Here is a 16,893-nt window from a genome sequence, read left to right on the forward strand (position 1 = left end):
CCTTGTAATGGTCGGTTGTCAGCGAGCCGACGAATTGGCCGACGAAGCGTTGGTTTCGGCCTCGAGGACCAGGGACTCGGCCTCGACCACGACAGCGGTGTCGGAGGTAAGGCGCGGACGGCGCAGGAAGACCGTCCAGGTAACGGCGGCGCAGACCACGTAGAAGGCGAGGAACACCCAGAACGCGGTGGTGGCCGAAGCGGTGCTGGCGTAGGAGCTGCGCAGCACCATGTTGATGCCGACCCCGCCGAGGGCACCGATGGCGCCGACGAAGCCGATCAGGGCGCCGGAGGTGTTCTGCGACCAGGCCGCCTGCTCGACCCGCGAGACGGGCAGGCTCTTGGACTTGGCCTCGAACACCGACGGGATGATCTTGGTGACGGCGCCGTTGCCGAAACCGGACAGAACGAACAGGGCGATGAAGCCCGCGACCAGCAGGGTCATGGTGGCGCCGGTGGCGATGCCGTTGTTGCGGTCGGCCAGCGTCGAGGCGGTGATCACGAGCAGCGCGGCGGCCATCATGGCGCCGAAGGTGACGATGGTGACCTTGCTGCCACCGATCCGGTCGGCCATCTTGCCGCCGTAGGGGCGGGCCAGCGAACCGAGCAGCGGGCCGATGAAGGCGATCGACGCGGCGTGCACGGCGGCCTGGGCGGCGGTGTCGCCACCGGCCTTGAAGCTGATCTGCAGGATCTGGGCGAAGGCGAAGCTGTAGCCGATGAACGAACCGAAGGTGCCGATGTAGAGGAAGGCGATCGCCCAGGACTGCGGCACCCGAAGGGCCTTGACCATGTAGGACAGGTCGGCCTTCTGGTTGGTCAGGTTGTCCATGAAGAACGCGGCGCCCACTGCGGTGACACCGACCAGGACGAGGTAGATGGCACAGATCACCGTGGCGTAGTCGCCGCCGAGGGTGACCAGCACCAGCAGGCCCAGCAGCTGGATCACCGGGACACCGATGTTGCCGCCACCGGCGTTCATGCCGAGCGCCCAGCCCTTGAGGCGCTGCGGGTAGAACGCGTTGATGTTGGTCATCGACGACGCGAAGTTGCCGCCACCGAAGCCGGCGAACGCGGCCACGATCAGGAACGTGGTGTAGGACGTGCCGGGCTGGTTGACGAAGTACGCGGTCAGCGCCAGCGGGATGAGCAGCATGAACGCGGAGAAGATCGTCCAGTTGCGGCCGCCGAAGCGGGCGGTGGCGACGGTGTAGGGAATGCGCAGGAACGCGCCGACCAGCGTGGGCATGGCGACCAGGAAGAACTTGCCCGCCGCGTCGATGCCGTACTTATCGGTGGGCATGAACAGCACCATCACCGACCAGATCGACCACACCGAGAATCCGACGTGCTCGGCGATCACCGACCAGATCAGGTTGCGCTTGGCGACATCCTTGCCACCGGCTTCCCAGGCCGCGACGTCCTCGGCATCCCAGTTGTCGATGTCGTGGTTCCGCTTCAGCGTGCTCAAGATTGGGCCTCCCAAAAGTGCGATGGCCCAACGGTAGGAAATGGGTATTGCCGAAATGCTGCGGGAAATGTCGCGCGAATCAACGGTTTCTCACCATCACCCGATCAGGGGGGTGAGATCAGCCCTTTTGTTTCGTGCATGTGACGCAACGATTTCCGCACGTAAGGAAGCAGCAAGAAAGCGGCAGAAACGCCCGTGAGGGTGTGATCTGCGCCGCCCCTCCGCCGATTCTACGACTGGGTCACACAGATCGCACTTCGGCAGGCAGGCGGCAGTGAGAAATTGTGCGTCAGCGAGTTACCGACGATCAGTCGGCATTTACCAGGTGTCTTCGAGCATGCGCGGTTTGCAGGCCTGCCAGGCGCCCGCGAGGAGGACACCGAGGGCGAGGAACAGCATGGCGAAGGGGACGAGCCAGCCGCCGGTCCAGGTGTGCAGCATGCCGAACAGCAGCGGGCCCAGGCAGGCGATCGCGTAGCCGACGCCCTGGGTGAAGCCCGACAGCGCCGCGGAGCCATGGGGTGTGCGGGTGCGCAGGTTGATCAGCGTCAGCGCCATCGGGAAGGTGGATGGGCCGAGACCCAGCAGCACGACCCACAGCAAGGGGGCGTGCATCGGTGCCACCAGCAGGCCGACGAAAGCGGTCGCGAACAGCACCATGCAGCCGACAACAACGGGGAACGGGTTGCGCATCCGCGAGACCACGGTGGGCGCGCCCAGTGCCGGGATCAGCCCCATCAGCGCGAACAAGCCCACCATGCTGCCGCCGAAACCGGCGCTCGCGCCCGCGTCGGACAGGATCTTGGGCAGCCAGGCGAACATCGCGTAGGTGGTCAGCGAGGTCATGCCGAACATGCCCGCCATCCCCCAAGCCACCGGCGAACGCCAGACCTTGCCGGTCTCGGGCGCTTCGGCGGGCAGCGCGGTGGTGTCGACCGTGTCGCGACCACGCCGATCGCGCAGCACCACCAACCACGGGATCGCGGCCGCGAAGCCGATCAGCGCCCACACACCCATCGAGATCCGCCAGCCGTGCGCCTCGGCCACCGGCACCGCGATGAACGCCGGAATGACAGTACTGAGCTGCACCATCACGATGTAGAGCGAGCTGATCACCGCCAGGTGATCACCGAAATACCGCTTCACCAGCGGCGGAATCACCACATTGCCGATGCCCATGCCGAGCAGCGCGACCCCGGAGAACCCCAGCAATTCGACGGTCCCGGTGGAGAACACCCGCACCAGCGACCCCGCACCGGCCAGCAGCATCGCCACCAGCACGGTCCGTTCGAGCCCGAATCGGCGCACGACCAGCGGCGCGATGAGCCCGGCGAGCCCGAACATCGCGGTCGGCAACATGCCGAACACCCCGATGATCCCCGCCCCGTACCCGACCTCGGCACCGATCCGCTCGGCAAGCGGACTGAATGCCGTGACAGCGGCGCGCAAGGTGAGCGCCGACATGATGATGGCCGCCAGAACGAGCAGCCGACCTTCGATCAGCGACCGCTCGGTGATCTCGGGAGACGGGTCGACGCGACCACGCCGGTCGTCCACAGGGGTCGACCCGGCGCCAGAAGCTGGCTGGAAATCACGGAGCGGCGGCACTCGAGAATCATAGGATGACCCGATGACTTCTACAAGCGACTGTGAGCGATCTCCCGAACGCGAGGACATGGGTAACTCACCGGGAACGGGCTGACGCACCGCCGACATCCCGCCGGCCGCCTGCCCAGGTCAACCCCGCGCACAAGTCCGGCCTGAAGTCCCGGGGAGGCGGAACAGCCCAGTACCCTTACCTACGTGCAACCCGTCCGGCGGACCAGCCTCATCGCCCAGGTAACCGAACAGCTTCGGGCCGAGATCCGTTCCGGCCGTTGGCCGGTAGGTCAGCGGATCCCCACCGAACCGGAGCTCACCGAGCTCACCGGGACCGGCCGTAATACTGTCCGCGAGGCCGTCCAGGCGCTCGTGCACGCGGGCATGCTCGAACGCCGCCAGGGCTCGGGCACCTATGTGATCGCCACCTCCGAGGTCGGCGGCACCCTTGGCAAGTATTTCGCCGACGCGCACGAACGCGACATCCTCGAGCTGCGCCAAGCCCTCGACACCACCGCGGCGGGACTGGCCGCGCGCCGCCGCGACGACGCCGATATCGCGAACCTGCAGCGCTTGCTCGCCGAACGCAGCAACCGGAATTGGGCCGAAGCCGACCCGGTAACCATTGCCGCCGATGTCGAACTGCACCGCGCGATCGTCGTCGCCAGCCACAACGCGGTGTATCTGGAGTTCTACGATTCGCTGCTGCCGATCATCGAGCAGGTGATCCACGCGCGCACCGCGAAATCCGACGACGCCTACGACACCGAGCACGCCGAGCTCGTGCAGGCCATCATCGACGGCGACTCCGAGCGAGCCGTGCAGGCCGCGAACTGCTTCCTCGGGTCACTCATCGCCGAATATCCGGACCGCTGAACAGCGCGTAGCGCCGCTTACTGAATCCAGGTAACCGGGCTGTCACCACCAGCGAATTCGCGCGGTGAGCCCGAGTTGCCTGGAATGTCACCTGAGGCCATTATCACGCAACAACCGGCTCCTACCTTTATCTCGACACCGCAAGGAGCATCGCCGAGCACCAGGCGAGCTGCTCCAATCGAGCCCGATCGAGAGGAAGCCGATGACCGCGATAGCCGCCACCGGCCATGAGACGGAAGCCCCGTCGTTCGAATACCAGAGGAAGGGCCGCTGGATTTCCCATTGGGACCCCGACAACAAAGGGTTCTGGGAATCCGGCGGCGCGAAGACCGCTAAGAAAAATCTGTACTTCTCCGTATTCGCCGAAAATCTCGGCTTCAGCTTGTGGGTCATCTGGGGCTCCATCGTCACCGCGATGGGCCCGGCCGGCTTCAGCTTCCTGGAGGGTCTCGGCAAGGGCAACGCGGTGGCCGTGAGCAACGCGCTGCTGCTCACCTCGATCCCCACCTTGGTCGGCGCGGCCCTGCGCATTCCGTACACCTTCGCCGTGCCGCGGTTCGGTGGGCGCGCGTTCACCGCGTTCAGCGCCGCGATGCTGTTCCTGCCCGCGCTCGGCATCCTCTACTTCGTCAACCAGCCGAGCACGCCCATGTGGGTGTTCCTGGTGCTGGCCTCCCTCGCCGGTGTCGGTGGCGGCAACTTCTCCTCGTCGATGTCGAACATCTCGTTCTTCTTCCCCGAGGGCAAGAAGGGCGCCGCGCTCGGCCTCAACGCCGCGGGCGGCAACCTCGGCGTCGCGCAGACCCAGCTCATCGTGCCGCTGCTGATCACCTTCGGCACGCACATCATGGCCAAGGACGCGGGCGGCTACCGCTTCGGTATCACCCTCGCCGTGCTGTTCTGGCTGCCGTTCATCGTGGTCGCGACCCTCGGCGCGCTGTACTTCATGGACTCCCTGGCCGAGGCGAAGTCCGACGGCAAGTCCTACAAGCTGGCGCTGACCAACCGGCACACCTGGATCATGTCGTTCCTCTACATCGGCACATTCGGCTCGTTCATCGGCTTCTCGTTCGCCTTCCCGACCCTGATCAAGGCCACCTTCCCCGATTTGGCCAAGATCGGCTGGATCACCACCCTGGGCAACCTGGCCTTCCTCGGCGCCCTGGTCGGTTCGTTCAGCCGCCCGTTCGGTGGTTGGGTCTCCGACAAGATCGGCGGCGGCGCCAAGATCACCGTGTTCGTCTTCGGTGGTATGTCGATCGCGGTGGCGGTCATCGTGCTCGCTGTCGACCTGAAGAGCTTCCCGATTTACCTGACCGCCTTCCTTGCCCTGTTCATCCTGGCCGGTATCGGTAACGGCTCCACCTACCGGATGATCCCGTCGATCTTCAACGCCACCGCCAAGAAGTACGCCTCCGAGCACGGCATGGACCTGACCGAGGCGGCCACCTCCGCCAAGCGTCAAGCCGGTGCCGCGATCGGTGTCATCGGCGCGGTCGGCGCCGCGGGTGGCTTCGTCGTCCAGCAGGCCCTGCGTCTGTCCAACGTCCACCTGAAGACCATGGCCCCCGCCTTCTGGGCCTACGCCGCCATCTTCCTCGTCATGGCCGCCGTCACCTGGTGGTGCTACCTGCGCAGCTCCTTCGCCACCGACAAAGCCCCATCCCTGGCCTACGCCAGCGTTTGATCCATCCACCCCGCCCAGCGGAAAGCCACGTTCGGTTCCCCTCCCGAACGTGGCTTTCGGCTGTGTGACAACACATTTCGAACCGTGTTGTGGCCGCCGCGCCCGAACTGCCCTTACTCTGGAGTTCAGACTGGCACCGGGGCGGGCAGAGGTGAGTGCTGTTGGACATCTCGAATGAGGTGGCAGAGCTACGGTTTCGAGCCGCCTCCGTCGAAGATCTGGTCGCGATAGCCGAGCTCGAATCCACCGAGTTCATGCCACTCGCCTACCCCTATTTCGCCCTGCGCCAACTGTTCGACATTCACGGATCCCATTGGGTGGTAGCGGATCTGGCTGGTTCGCTGTGTGGCTACGCGATGGTGGCCATCGGTCGGCACAACGCCTGGCTGCTGGGTCTGGCGGTGTCGTCCGGGCACCGGGGGCGCGGACTCGGCCGGCTATTGCTCGAGCGGGCGATGGCACACTGCCGGTCATCGGAGGTCGACGCGGTCTTCATCACCGTCCGTCCGTCGAATGTGCCCGCGTCGAATCTGTACAAGGATTCCGGCTTCACCTGGGCGAACTACGAGGACCAGTATTTCGGGATCGACGAACCGCGAGACCTGTTGGTCCATCGGCTCGGCTACGACTGGACCGCCACCGACCCCACCGACCGACGCTGGTTCAAAGACCGCGGACCGGTGGACGATCGATGACCGAGCACATCGGATTCGATCGTCCAGGCGATTTCGTCGCGTCCAAGACCACGCTCATCCGCCGGCATGCCAGCGCTTTCACCGACGTCGTGGCCGACTTCCTGCGATCCACGCACCGGCCGGACGAATACGAGCTACTCGATGACCTCAACCATCGGGTCGAACAGTTTCTCGCCGACTACGTCCCACCCTCGACTCGCCGGGTCGGCGACAGCCTCGTTTTCGCGCACCTCTATCGCGAGGCCGACCCCGGTGTGCTCGAATCCACCGGCCGCGAGCATTCCTGCGAAACGATATTGACGGCGTTGTTCGCCGCCGAGATCGAGTTCCGTGGGCCGTTGCGCCTGAGTCGCACGCAATCCACGCTCCTCGCCGATATCTACGAAGAGCTCGGTGGACAACTATCGGCACACCGCTTGCCTGCGCACGCCGCACTTGCCTACCGACAGGCTTATCGGCTGCACACCACCACCGAGAATCCGCGCGGCCAGGATCGTTGTGGCCTGAACATGGCGCGTGCCCGCACGAAGGCGCGCGGTCGACGCTTGCGGCGATTACCCGGCGCGGTCTCGGACCTGTTGTGTGGCTACGGTTATCGACCATTTCTTCTGCTGGCGTGGATCGCCGCGGAGATCGCGGTTTTCGTCACGGCCTTCTACGTGACCGCCCCTGACATCGAGTTCCTCGCCGCGGTACGGATCGGATTGGTCAACTTCCTGAATCCGGTCGACCCCGAGAGCGTCGGTGTGCGCAGCTTGCCCGCTAAGGCGACATTGATCGTCGAGTCGTACGCGGGCATCGTGTCAACCTCGGTGTTCTTCGCGCTGCTCGTGCGGCAGTTGTTCCGGCTGTGATCACCACCGGGACTGCGATCTGCTCAGCGCTCCCAGCGTCGCCACCGCGACACGATCGCGCAACTGACCGATCCGTGAGTTCCATTGCACGGTGAACCCGGGGTCGGTCTCGACAGCGTTCCACAACCCGCGCAGCGGTGGGGGCGTGAGTGCACCGGGAAGCCACAGGTGGACGAGATGCTCCAGCAACGGGGCGAGCACCTGAGCGGGCGAACTGCCCGACAACTCGGCCATCTCGGCCTCGTCGATCACCTCGGTGAGCACCGTCAACAGCCAGTCGTGCACCGCCAGGTCTTCGCAAAATCGTTGTGCCGCGGCCAGTTCGGTCTCATCGCCGACGACCACCGAGACGAGTCGTGTCTCGTCGTCGAGCAGCACGAACGACAGGCTCGGCGCAACGCCTGGCCGGACCTGCGCGGCCCACCGCAGCCGGGCCGCGCTGGTCTGGATCGGCGGTGTCTGGTTCAGCGTCAGATCAGTGCGCACCCGGGTGAACAGCCGGGCCGCGATGGCGCCTGGGTCGAGCGTCACCGTTGTCGGATCCGGCGGGCCGAGAAACCCGTCGACCAGTTGACCGCCGATGCCCGGCGAGAGCCGAGTGAGGGTTTCGACGGTGCCGATCCGGCCGAGGTAGTGCCCCCAGCTCCGCCGGTGCGTACCTCCACCGGCGACCACCGTGGCCATCGCCGAACTCTGCAGGATACGACCACCGCGGATCGTCGCGTGGGTGGCGACAGTGCCGACCGCGCGCACCTTACTGCGGTTCGGCGTCGCCAATCGGCAGTCGACACCTTCGTGGACGACCGGGGATTGCGCCCAGGTGACCGGCCGCTCCCGCGATTGCGCGCGGCGACCACGAACCAGGGTCAGCAGGTCTGCCGCCGATACCCGGCTCAGCGCCCGCGACTCGGGAAGTAGACCGGTACGGACCTCACCGAGAAGTGCCAGCGATCCGCCGCTGAGATGCATTGTCGCAGCGTATCCGGTATCGATCGATAATGCGGCATCGGAGCCTGGGCGCCGACTCGGGCGTGCTCGGCCTGCCGACCACCGGCTTCAGACGGCGCTCAGGAAGAAGTGCGAGAGCCGGTCGGCGACATCGCCGGTCAGCTCGATGTGCTGCTCGCGTGCCTGTCGGTTGAGCAACTCGACGACGCCGGGGTCCTGTTCGACATGGCCGAGGATCATGCGCACCGCGTGCTCGATACCCACGTAGCGCTGCGGCAGGATCGACAGCGACCGGAACGCTGCGAACGGGGCCGCGTGCTCCTGCAGCTTGATCACGCTCGGGAATTCGTCCCAGCGCGCAGGCCATTCCCTGTCCGGTCCCCATTGTTCGGCATCGACGATGGCTCGTCCTTCGAAGCGAAGCATTCCAAGACGGAGGAGCTGCCACACCGACGCCAAGAAGGGGCACGACCACAGCACATCCTGCGTCGCGGCACGGTTGCGCCACATTTCGACATCGAGGAACAGCGAATGATTGCGCGCGGCGAACTCCGCCGAGGGCCGGTAGTTCACCTCCATCGCCTGCTCCCCCTCACGATCACTCGATCGCTGGCCGTTGCAGAGCCAGCCGGATTCCGCGGTGGGCGGGCGACGTCCGGCGCTGCCAGGAGCCGGTTCCGCGATGATCGAGTCAGCGACCATCTGCGCCAACGGAATCAGTGTTTCGTCATGCTGCCTGCGCCGATGTTCGTGGCAGCCCGCCTCGCTACCGAGATAGTCGATCCGCACCCCTGACTCGGCGGCGACGCGGAGGAGGTTGGGCACGATCACGCGCGGGTCGGCGTCGGTCTGAAAGTAATCATCGAGGAGGAAGCAGGTACTCACTCGAACGCGCGATGGGCCGCCGGCAGCGGCGGCAAATTCCTGCCTCGCGACCTCGGTGAACATCTCGACCAACGGGGCTACCCGGCGAAATTGCGCGGCGATCGCCGCTTCACCGTTGATCAGGTCGGACATATAGAAATGCCCTACCTCGATGGAAACATGTGCCAACGGAACAGCTTCGACACGCACAGACGCCGTCGACTCGGCGTAGACGGCGCCAACCACAAATTCACAGCCCCTTTGTCAACCGATCCCGGACAGAACCGCGTGCGATTCTAGTCACGGAAGGGCCCTATCGGGCGACAACAACACACACGACGGCCCAATCATCCCCTCTCCCAGTCCCTTTCGCAAGTTTTGTCCCTATTGCGATGGTCGCTACACCCGCACCCAGGTCGCTCTATCCCACAGCCTGCGCGCCAACTCTTCGAAGGCCTCGACTGTCGCCCGATTGGCGATACCCGCGTTGACATCGGCGTCGAGGACGATCTGCTCCCGCCATTGCAGGACCGGCTCCACCGGCGTCTCCCCCAACAGCGCGCCCGCGCCGAGTCGATACTCCGCCGCGAGCGACTTCAGCGCGTCGTTCTGCTTGAGCAACCACGCCGCCTGTGGTCCGCCGCTGGCCGCGTGCTCATCGGTGACGCGCGGCACCGCGGTGCGGACGAAACGGATTCGGGCCAGCAGATCCTCGGCGGAATAGCCGAGGTCAACACCCGTCTTCAGCAACCCGTTGGTTCCGTGCACCAAACCCTGCGCCGCCATCAGATGCTGACGCGTCCAGCGGTGGTAGACGAGCCAGAACACCTCTTTGCCCGGCATGTCCTGCGGCCGAGTGGCTTCCAGCGCGATCTGCATGGCCACTGATCGTCCGGCGCTGAGGTCGACGATCACCACCTTGTAGGTGCTGTCCAGATCGAGCAACAGTTCACGGCAGCGGCGCACCACCTGCGAATCGTTGGCCGACATGCTCTCGCCGCCGCCCTCGTCACCCGGTAGCAGGAACAACTTGCCGCCACGTCGCTGTCCGCGCAGCGCATCCCGGTTGGTGCTCGCCCGCACATCGAGGCGCTGCGGAACACTGTTGTGGCCACGCAGATAGCTGTGCACCCCGTTGCCGGGTGTCGTGCCACGTTCGACCGAGCTGATCTCGAACAGCGCGCCCGCGGTCGGTGAACCGAAGTCGAAGTCGACGTAGACGGTGTTGATCCCGCGCAATCCCAGCCGGTAGGCAAGGTTGCAGCTGGTCACCGAGCGGCCCGTTCCACCCTTGTCGGAAGTGGCGAAGACGATCATCGGATCAGGAGCTCCTCATCGCGTCGAGGCGGGCATAGGCGAGCCGATCGAGTTCGATCAGGGCGGCCGAGGCGAGCGTGAAGGCCGTTCCCGGTTGGGTATTCACCACATTTCTGGCTCTGGCCAGTTGCTGCTCGACGCCGTCGAGCGAAATGCGATTGGCCGAGGTGTCCTCGACGCTGACGTTGAGCATCTCTTGATTGAGCAGATGTTCGGCCTCGTTGAGCAGCTCGACAGCACGAACCACCATGGCCGGGGACCGCAGGGGCGCTTCTCGGTAGGTACGGTCGGCGGTGACCAGACATTCGATCACCCGCTCGGTCATGTACCAGGACGGCAATGTCTGACCGGCGGCTGTCGCCGACCCGAACGCGGCGCCGGGATCGTCCCACAGCCCGACCGCGTCACCGTCGGTGATCATGCGCAGATCGATATGGTCCATTACCTTTTTCGCCAGCTCCATCAGCCGGTCACGCGCGGTGATGTTGCCCGAGAGACGAGCTGCCTGCAGCGAACGCTTGAGCAGCACCGGCGCGAAATCCGAGGCGACCCATTCCAATCGAGGCCCACCGCCTTCGACGAGTTCGCTCCCGCGCAGTTTCATCCGCACGCCCGGATAGTGCAGGGCGATCGACGGGTCGGCCTTCGTCGGTCGGCGGACGATTCGACCGCGGCTGGCCAGCTCGTCGAAGATCCCGATCGCTCTGGTCAGATCGTCGTCGGAGGCGGTGCGGGCCACCAGTTCCTGGATCAGCACCGCCGACACGATGAGACTGAAGTAGTCCGATTCCTCGCCATCGGAGGTGCGCCACGGAATGTCCTCCAGCGGCCATGTTCCGGTGCCGAAACGGGCGACGGTGGACCAGTAACGCTGAGTGATATCCCAGCGCACTCGCAGCGCTTCGGCCAGGCGATACTGGGTGTCGTCGAGCAGGTCGAGCTCTCTGGTTCGTTGCGAGAGAACGTCGTTGATGCCGTCGAGCGCGGTGATGGTGAAGTAGAGGTAGGGCCGAGGGTCGGCATAGCCGGTGCCGGAGCCGATCGCACTCGGTACGAAGTCGACCGGATCCGCACCCTGGACCACGCCCCAGCTCCAACCGCACTCGAAGAGCAGGTCTTCGTCGTCGAGTTCGGATTCCGGCGCCCGGCCGAGCGTGACGTCACTGCGCAAGCGGGCGCGCACGCGCTCGAGGCTGCGAGCGACGGCGTCGATCACCGATTTCTCCGGCTGCCCGGACTGATTGAGCATCTCGAGCATCGCCTTGCCCGACGGTGACCGCGGTGATGCCGTGTTGACTACGAAGCTCCGAACGAGGCCGGTCATCGCGGCCGTCAGCCGAGTACTCAGACCGGCGCTCAGATCGACGATCCGAGCACTGATGTCCTTGCGTCGCTCAGTCCGGGCCCACCGATCGAAGACCCGCGCGAAGCCGAGCGCCGCGATACACACGGTGACCGACATGGAGTACCCGTCGACGACTTCGAGCGCGTGCTGCGTCGGTGTCGGTTCACGGTCCGCGGGCGCGGACAGGTAACTCCCCGCGTCGAAGCGGGGTAGCCCGTCGGCACTCGTGTTGCGCGCCAGATACTCCTCGGTGAGACCGAGCACCGTGATGCCGATTCTGGCTTGTCCGCCGAATGCCTCCAACGCCACTTTGACGTCGTCGGACATGGCGTCCGGCCGATCCAGCGCGAAACTCTCGATCTCCGTCGCCGGGTACAGCAGGCACAGCAGCTGTTCGGAATCGCTGATCGAATTGGCGCCGAGGACGCCGTCCCAATGCCACTTCTCGTCCCGATAACAGGCCGAGAGCATGGCGCTCCAAATGTCCAGAATCTGTTGTCTGGGCTGGATTCTCACCCGCAGCAATCCTCACCGCTCGTGACGGGCCGCAGTGGATCCCCCGGGTCCAAGGCAGGACACATGGCGGCGATGCTCGATGAAGATAGCACGCGTGGCAGCAGGAAACGTTGGGTCTCAACGGATTTGAGACCACATCCGACCCATCGGTCACGATGCGCGCAATTCGCCCTTACAGCGCCAAACGGACCATGTCCGCGGTGCGGGCGAGCCCGGGGAAGGCTTCGGGGGTGGAGCGGGGGTGCAGGGCGTGCACAGCCAGGCGGAACATCAAGGCGCGTAACAGCATTTGGGGCCATTCGGGCAGCGTGGCCCAGCGGTCGAGTAAGCCGTCGTCGCCACCACCCCAGGCCAGTGCGTCGACGACCACGACCCCGGCGGCCCAGGTGGCGGGGCGCCAGTATGGGGTGATGTCGGTGAGGCCAGGGGTGTGGGCGCCGGTGAACAGGACGGTGCCGAAGAGGTCGCCGTGGACTAGTTGGTTGGGGCTACGGACGGGTTTGCGCAGCGTCGAGAGCTGGCCGATCAGTTCGAGGGAACGCTGACCGTCGGGGGTGGCCGCGACGGGGACACCGCCCGCGCGCAGGGTGCGCAGCGGGACCGATTCCCAGGCGGCGCGGTCGGCGGCGACGAACACGTCCACGTCCACCCAGGGTGCGACGGGAGGCTGGACCAGGAAGCGGGGGCGTTCCAATTCCGCTGTCGCCTTGTGCAAGCGCAACGAGACCGAGACGACCTCGTCGTGGCGGGGCTCGGGGGCACCGTCGACGAAGGTGTCGGCGCGCCAACCGGAGACCACATAGCGACCGTCGGTGGCGCGGACGGGGCGGGCCACGCGCAGTCCGTCGACCGCGAGATGTTCGCGTACTTTCGCCGACCACGCGGCCCGCGCGTGATCGGCGACGGGGCTGAGGACCACGTCACCCATGCGCCAGCCACCGTCCCAGTCCCCTAGGGAAACCGGCGTCACTTCGCGAAGCCCGAATGTGGCTCGCACATGCTCGGGAGGTTCGACTGAGGTCACGGCCGTACCGTAACCCCGCGATCACCGGAGGTGTCCCAAGGCACGCTGTGATACTCCACTTTGCGACCTCACCGCAATAAGCGGCGAGGCCGCAAACCGGCAGCTATCGGGTCAGTAGACCGGCAGCGACGGATCGACCTGCTTGGCCCAGGCCACCACGCCGCCCTGCAGATGGGTGGCGTCGGCGAAACCGGCGCGCTTCAACGCCGCCAGCGCCTCCGCGGACCGGATGCCGGTCTTGCAGTGCAGCACGATCGGCTTGTTCTGCGGCAGTTCGGCCAGTGCCTCGCCGGACAGGATGCGGTCCTTGGGGATCAGGGTCGCGCCCGCGATGTGGACGATGTCCCACTCCACCGGCTCGCGCACGTCGATCAGCTCGATCTTGTCGGCGTCGAGCAGATCCTTGAGCTCGGCGGCGGTGATGGTGGACCCGGCCGCGGCGGCGGTGCCTTCCTCCGACACCACACCGCAGAACGCGTCGTAGTCGATCAGTTCGGTGATCGGCTCACGCTGCGGATCGCGGCGCAGCTTGATGGTGCGGTAGTTCATGTCCAGTGCGTCGTAGACCATCAGACGGCCGAGCAGCGTCTCACCGATACCGGTGATCAGCTTGATCGCCTCGGTCACCATCACCGAGCCGATCGACGCGCACAGCACGCCGAGCACGCCACCCTCGGCGCAGGACGGGACCATGCCCGGCGGCGGGGCCTCCGGGTACAGGTCGCGGTAGTTGATACCGCGGCCGTCGGGGGCGTCTTCCCAGAACACCGAGACCTGGCCCTCGAAGCGGTAGATCGAGCCCCACACATAGGGCTTGCCCGCGAGGACGGCGGCGTCGTTGACGAGGTAGCGGGTGGCGAAGTTGTCGGTGCCGTCGACGATCAGGTCGTATTCGGCGAACAGTTCGACCGCGTTCTCGGGTTCCAGGCGGATCTTGTGCAGCCGCACGTCGATCCCGGAGTTGATCTCCAGGACGGAATCGCGGGCGCTGTCGGCCTTGGGCCGGCCGATATCGGATTCGCCGTGGATGATCTGGCGCTGCAGGTTGGAGGCGTCGACCTCGTCGAACTCGACGATGCCGAGGGTGCCGACACCGGCGGCGGCCAGGTAGAGCAGGGCGGGCGAACCGAGGCCGCCCGCACCGATCACGAGGACCTTGGCGTTCTTCAACCGCTTCTGCCCGTCGACACCGAGATCGGGGATGATCAGGTGCCTGCTGTAGCGAGCGATTTCGTCCTTGGTCAGTTCCGCGGCCGGCTCGACGAGCGGCGGCAACGTCCCATTGAGAGACACGTGAGAACTCCTGTATCTATGGCGGCGGGCGCGGCCCGATTACCGGTGGCCGCTCTGCTGACTACAACAAGACCTGCCGCGCTGTTCTTCCCCGTTCATGTTCCCGCATGGGCGGGGCCACTATCCGCGCGGGTACGGCCAGGGGTTGAAGCGGCAGGTTTTGCCGTCGGCGGGGACTACGCCGTGGGGGTCGAGTCGGGCGATGTCGTTGTTCCTGGTGCCGAAGGTCTGCTGCATCATGATCGGCGCGAGGCCGCCGTCGGTCTCGCACGGCTGGTGGCCGTGGTAGCCGATGGCGTGGCCGACCTCGTGGTTGATCTGGTACTGCCGGTAGGAGCCGATGTCGCCGTCGAAGGCGAGGGCGCCGCGCACCCAGCGGACCTCCGACAGCACGACGCGATCGAGGTCGGCGTTGTAGCACGACGAGTCGATCGGGATCTCGAATCCGCACGCGGCGCGGGTGCTCTCGCGCGAGGTGAGCGAGAGGCGGAAGTCGGCCGGGCCTGCGTCGATGCGCTGGAAGCCGAACTTGGGGTCGTTGGTCCAGCTCTTCGGGTTGGCCAGGGTGGTCTCCACCATTTTCGCCACGGCATCGTCGCCACCGAACGGTGAGGTATCGATGCCGTCCTCGACTTCGACGGTGTAGCGGAACACGCGCTCGGTGCCAACGCCGACCTGCGCGCTGGTGCCCGGAACGACATGCCAGGTGCCCGCCGCGCGGTCGGCGTACGCGCCACCCTCTGGCAGCGCACCGAGGGGCAGATCGGCGGGAAACTTGCCGTCGCCTGCGGGGGGTGCGCCGATGATGCCGGACTGCGCCACCTTGGGACTCAACGCGCCGAAGCCTGGATCGTTCGGTGGCGGTAGAGGGCCGGTGCGCACCGCGTCGACGGCGACGAGCACGGTGATGGCGAGCAGCACCGGCAACGCGTAGGCACGCCATCCGTAGGCGGAGACGAATCGGCCGAGCGCGCTCTGCTTCTTCGCTTCACGCAGCGGGCTGCGCGGGCGGCCGTTGTCGTGGTCGGTGGGATCCCAGCGGGCCCGCAGCGGCTGCCGGGATCGATCGGCGGGCTGATAGAGCCCGAGCGGGTCGTAGACCTGCAGTTCCCGCCCCTCCGACGCCGACGTGACAGCACCGGACTCGGAGGGTTGCGTGGAGCGAGCGACATCGCGCCCGCCGTCGGCATGGTCATCCATCCGGTCGGTCACCCCATCAGATTCTCACAGTGCGCAAATCCGCCGTGCGGGCGGCCGGAGGAGTTCGCACGGTTACGGCCCGGCGAACGCTGTGGACTGGTACTACATTTCCAGGGCGAGACGCAGGGCGAACACCGTGCGAGTATCGTTCGTGGGATACCCGGACCGCACACCCGATGGTCAGGGGAATCGACTATAGAGAGCCGAGATGACTGACCTCGTGGACCGCATGCCCTCGCGCCGATCGGTGCCGGAGACGGTCCCGGCCAAGCGCGGCACCCGCCTGCCTCGTGACGAGCGCCGCCAGCAGTTGCTGCTCGCCGCCAGCGAGGTCTTCGTCCAGCGCGGCTACCACGCGGCGGGCATGGACGAGATCTCCCAGGTGGCCGGGGTCAGCAAGCCGGTGCTGTACCAGCACTTCGCCAGCAAGCTCGAGCTATACCTGGCGGTGCTGCAGAACTACGTCGACATTCTGGTGTCGAGCGTGCGCCAGGCGCTGCGCTCCACCACCGACAACAAACAGCGCGTGCGGGCCGCGGTCGCCGCGTACTTCGATTTCGTCGACAACGAGATGCAGGGCTTCCGCCTGGTCTTCGAATCCGACCTCACCAGCGAACCGCAGGTGCAGCGCCGGGTCGAGCAGGCCACCGAGGCGTGTGTCGACGCGGTGTTCGATCTGGTCGCCCACGACTCGGGTCTGGACCCCTACCGCGCCCGGATACTGGCCGTCGGCCTCGTCGGTGCGAGCCAGTTCTCGGCGCGCTACTGGCTCGAAGCCGATCGCCCGGTGCCCAAGGACGAAGCCGTCGACACCACGGTGTCACTGGCGTGGGGTGGCCTCAAGCACGTCCCGCTGACCGCCGCCCAGCGCGCGTACTCGCAGGATTTGTAAGCCCGATTCAACAAAGAATGCCCCGCCATCTCGAAGATGACGGGGCATTTTTGTGCTCGCGGATCAGACCGTTGCGAAGCCGACTCGGCCCGCGGCGGGGGAACCGATTTCCACGTAGGCGACCTTCGCGGCCTGGATCAGGAACTTGCGGCCCTTCTCGTCGGTGAGCGACACGACGCCGGCGGAGCCGCTCAGCGCATCGGACACCAGCGCCTCGATCTCGTCAGGGCTCTGCGCACTGTTGATGACGAGCTCTCGCGGGCTATCCGAAATACCGATCTTGACCTCCACGGCCAACCTCCGAACGTAAGAG

General features: G+C 66.0%; 15 protein-coding genes. 5 read left to right on the top strand and 10 right to left on the bottom strand.

Annotated elements, in window-relative coordinates:
- Window positions 1–18 precede the first annotated feature (18 nt).
- Window positions 19–1,473 carry a nitrate/nitrite transporter gene (locus ACFWO8_RS00305; RefSeq protein ID WP_378942918.1) on the bottom strand — a complete coding sequence of 485 codons (1,455 nt, stop codon included), beginning with the start codon at window positions 1,471–1,473 and terminating at the stop codon, window positions 19–21.
- Window positions 1,474–1,788: 315 nt separating this feature from the next.
- Window positions 1,789–2,934 carry an MFS transporter gene (locus ACFWO8_RS00310; RefSeq protein WP_378942924.1) on the bottom strand — a complete coding sequence of 382 codons (1,146 nt, stop codon included), beginning with the start codon at window positions 2,932–2,934 and terminating at the stop codon, window positions 1,789–1,791.
- Window positions 2,935–3,273: 339 nt separating this feature from the next.
- Here ACFWO8_RS00310 and ACFWO8_RS00315 point away from each other — a divergent pair, with 339 nt between their 5' ends.
- The 4 genes from ACFWO8_RS00315 to ACFWO8_RS00330 all read left to right on the top strand — a co-directional run bounded on the left by ACFWO8_RS00315 (window position 3,274) and on the right by ACFWO8_RS00330 (window position 7,181).
- A complete protein-coding gene (locus ACFWO8_RS00315; RefSeq protein WP_378940280.1) occupies window positions 3,274–3,945 on the top strand; it encodes a FadR/GntR family transcriptional regulator in 672 nt (223 codons plus the stop codon).
- 202 nt (window positions 3,946–4,147) lie between these two features.
- Complete coding sequence (locus ACFWO8_RS00320) at window positions 4,148–5,632, top strand: MFS transporter (protein ID WP_378940282.1); 1,485 nt, start codon at window positions 4,148–4,150, stop codon at window positions 5,630–5,632.
- A gap of 161 nt (window positions 5,633–5,793) precedes the next feature.
- A complete protein-coding gene (locus ACFWO8_RS00325; RefSeq protein ID WP_378940284.1) occupies window positions 5,794–6,327 on the top strand; it encodes a GNAT family N-acetyltransferase in 534 nt (177 codons plus the stop codon).
- Window positions 6,324–7,181 carry a hypothetical protein gene (locus tag ACFWO8_RS00330; protein ID WP_378940286.1) on the top strand — a complete coding sequence of 286 codons (858 nt, stop codon included), beginning with the start codon at window positions 6,324–6,326 and terminating at the stop codon, window positions 7,179–7,181. Before ACFWO8_RS00325 ends, ACFWO8_RS00330 begins: the two co-directional genes overlap by 4 nt.
- On the opposite strand, the gene ACFWO8_RS00335 is transcribed toward ACFWO8_RS00330, so the two are convergent.
- From ACFWO8_RS00335 to ACFWO8_RS00365, 7 genes are all read right to left on the bottom strand, one after another.
- Complete coding sequence (locus ACFWO8_RS00335; RefSeq protein WP_378940288.1) at window positions 7,182–8,150, bottom strand: SCO2521 family protein; 969 nt, start codon at window positions 8,148–8,150, stop codon at window positions 7,182–7,184.
- An 87-nt stretch (window positions 8,151–8,237) separates the two neighbouring features.
- A complete protein-coding gene (locus ACFWO8_RS00340; protein ID WP_378940290.1) occupies window positions 8,238–9,239 on the bottom strand; it encodes an SCO2522 family protein in 1,002 nt (333 codons plus the stop codon).
- 153 nt (window positions 9,240–9,392) lie between these two features.
- Window positions 9,393–10,310: an SCO2523 family variant P-loop protein gene (locus tag ACFWO8_RS00345; RefSeq protein ID WP_378940292.1), complete on the bottom strand. Its 918-nt coding sequence runs from the start codon at window positions 10,308–10,310 to the stop codon at window positions 9,393–9,395.
- A 4-nt stretch (window positions 10,311–10,314) separates the two neighbouring features.
- Window positions 10,315–12,171, bottom strand: coding sequence for an SCO2524 family protein (locus tag ACFWO8_RS00350; RefSeq protein ID WP_378940294.1), 1,857 nt, complete (start codon window positions 12,169–12,171; stop codon window positions 10,315–10,317).
- Window positions 12,172–12,343: 172 nt separating this feature from the next.
- Window positions 12,344–13,195 carry a TIGR02569 family protein gene (locus tag ACFWO8_RS00355; RefSeq protein WP_378940296.1) on the bottom strand — a complete coding sequence of 284 codons (852 nt, stop codon included), beginning with the start codon at window positions 13,193–13,195 and terminating at the stop codon, window positions 12,344–12,346.
- A 111-nt stretch (window positions 13,196–13,306) separates the two neighbouring features.
- On the bottom strand, window positions 13,307–14,488 hold the full coding sequence (moeZ, locus tag ACFWO8_RS00360) for an adenylyltransferase/sulfurtransferase MoeZ (RefSeq protein WP_378940298.1): 1,182 nt from the start codon (window positions 14,486–14,488) through the stop codon (window positions 13,307–13,309).
- Between the two features lie 120 nt (window positions 14,489–14,608).
- Complete coding sequence (locus ACFWO8_RS00365; protein ID WP_378942932.1) at window positions 14,609–15,688, bottom strand: DUF3152 domain-containing protein; 1,080 nt, start codon at window positions 15,686–15,688, stop codon at window positions 14,609–14,611.
- Between the two features lie 208 nt (window positions 15,689–15,896).
- Between ACFWO8_RS00365 and ACFWO8_RS00370 the strand changes: the two genes are divergently transcribed.
- Complete coding sequence (locus ACFWO8_RS00370; protein WP_056812916.1) at window positions 15,897–16,580, top strand: TetR/AcrR family transcriptional regulator; 684 nt, start codon at window positions 15,897–15,899, stop codon at window positions 16,578–16,580.
- Between the two features lie 63 nt (window positions 16,581–16,643).
- Here ACFWO8_RS00370 and ACFWO8_RS00375 read toward each other — a convergent pair whose 3' ends face one another.
- Window positions 16,644–16,871 carry a DUF3107 domain-containing protein gene (locus ACFWO8_RS00375; protein WP_194826377.1) on the bottom strand — a complete coding sequence of 76 codons (228 nt, stop codon included), beginning with the start codon at window positions 16,869–16,871 and terminating at the stop codon, window positions 16,644–16,646.
- Window positions 16,872–16,893: the final 22 nt, after the last annotated feature.

The organism is Nocardia sp. NPDC058480 (assembly GCF_042720495.1).
In the GTDB taxonomy this organism is placed as follows: domain Bacteria; phylum Actinomycetota; class Actinomycetes; order Mycobacteriales; family Mycobacteriaceae; genus Nocardia.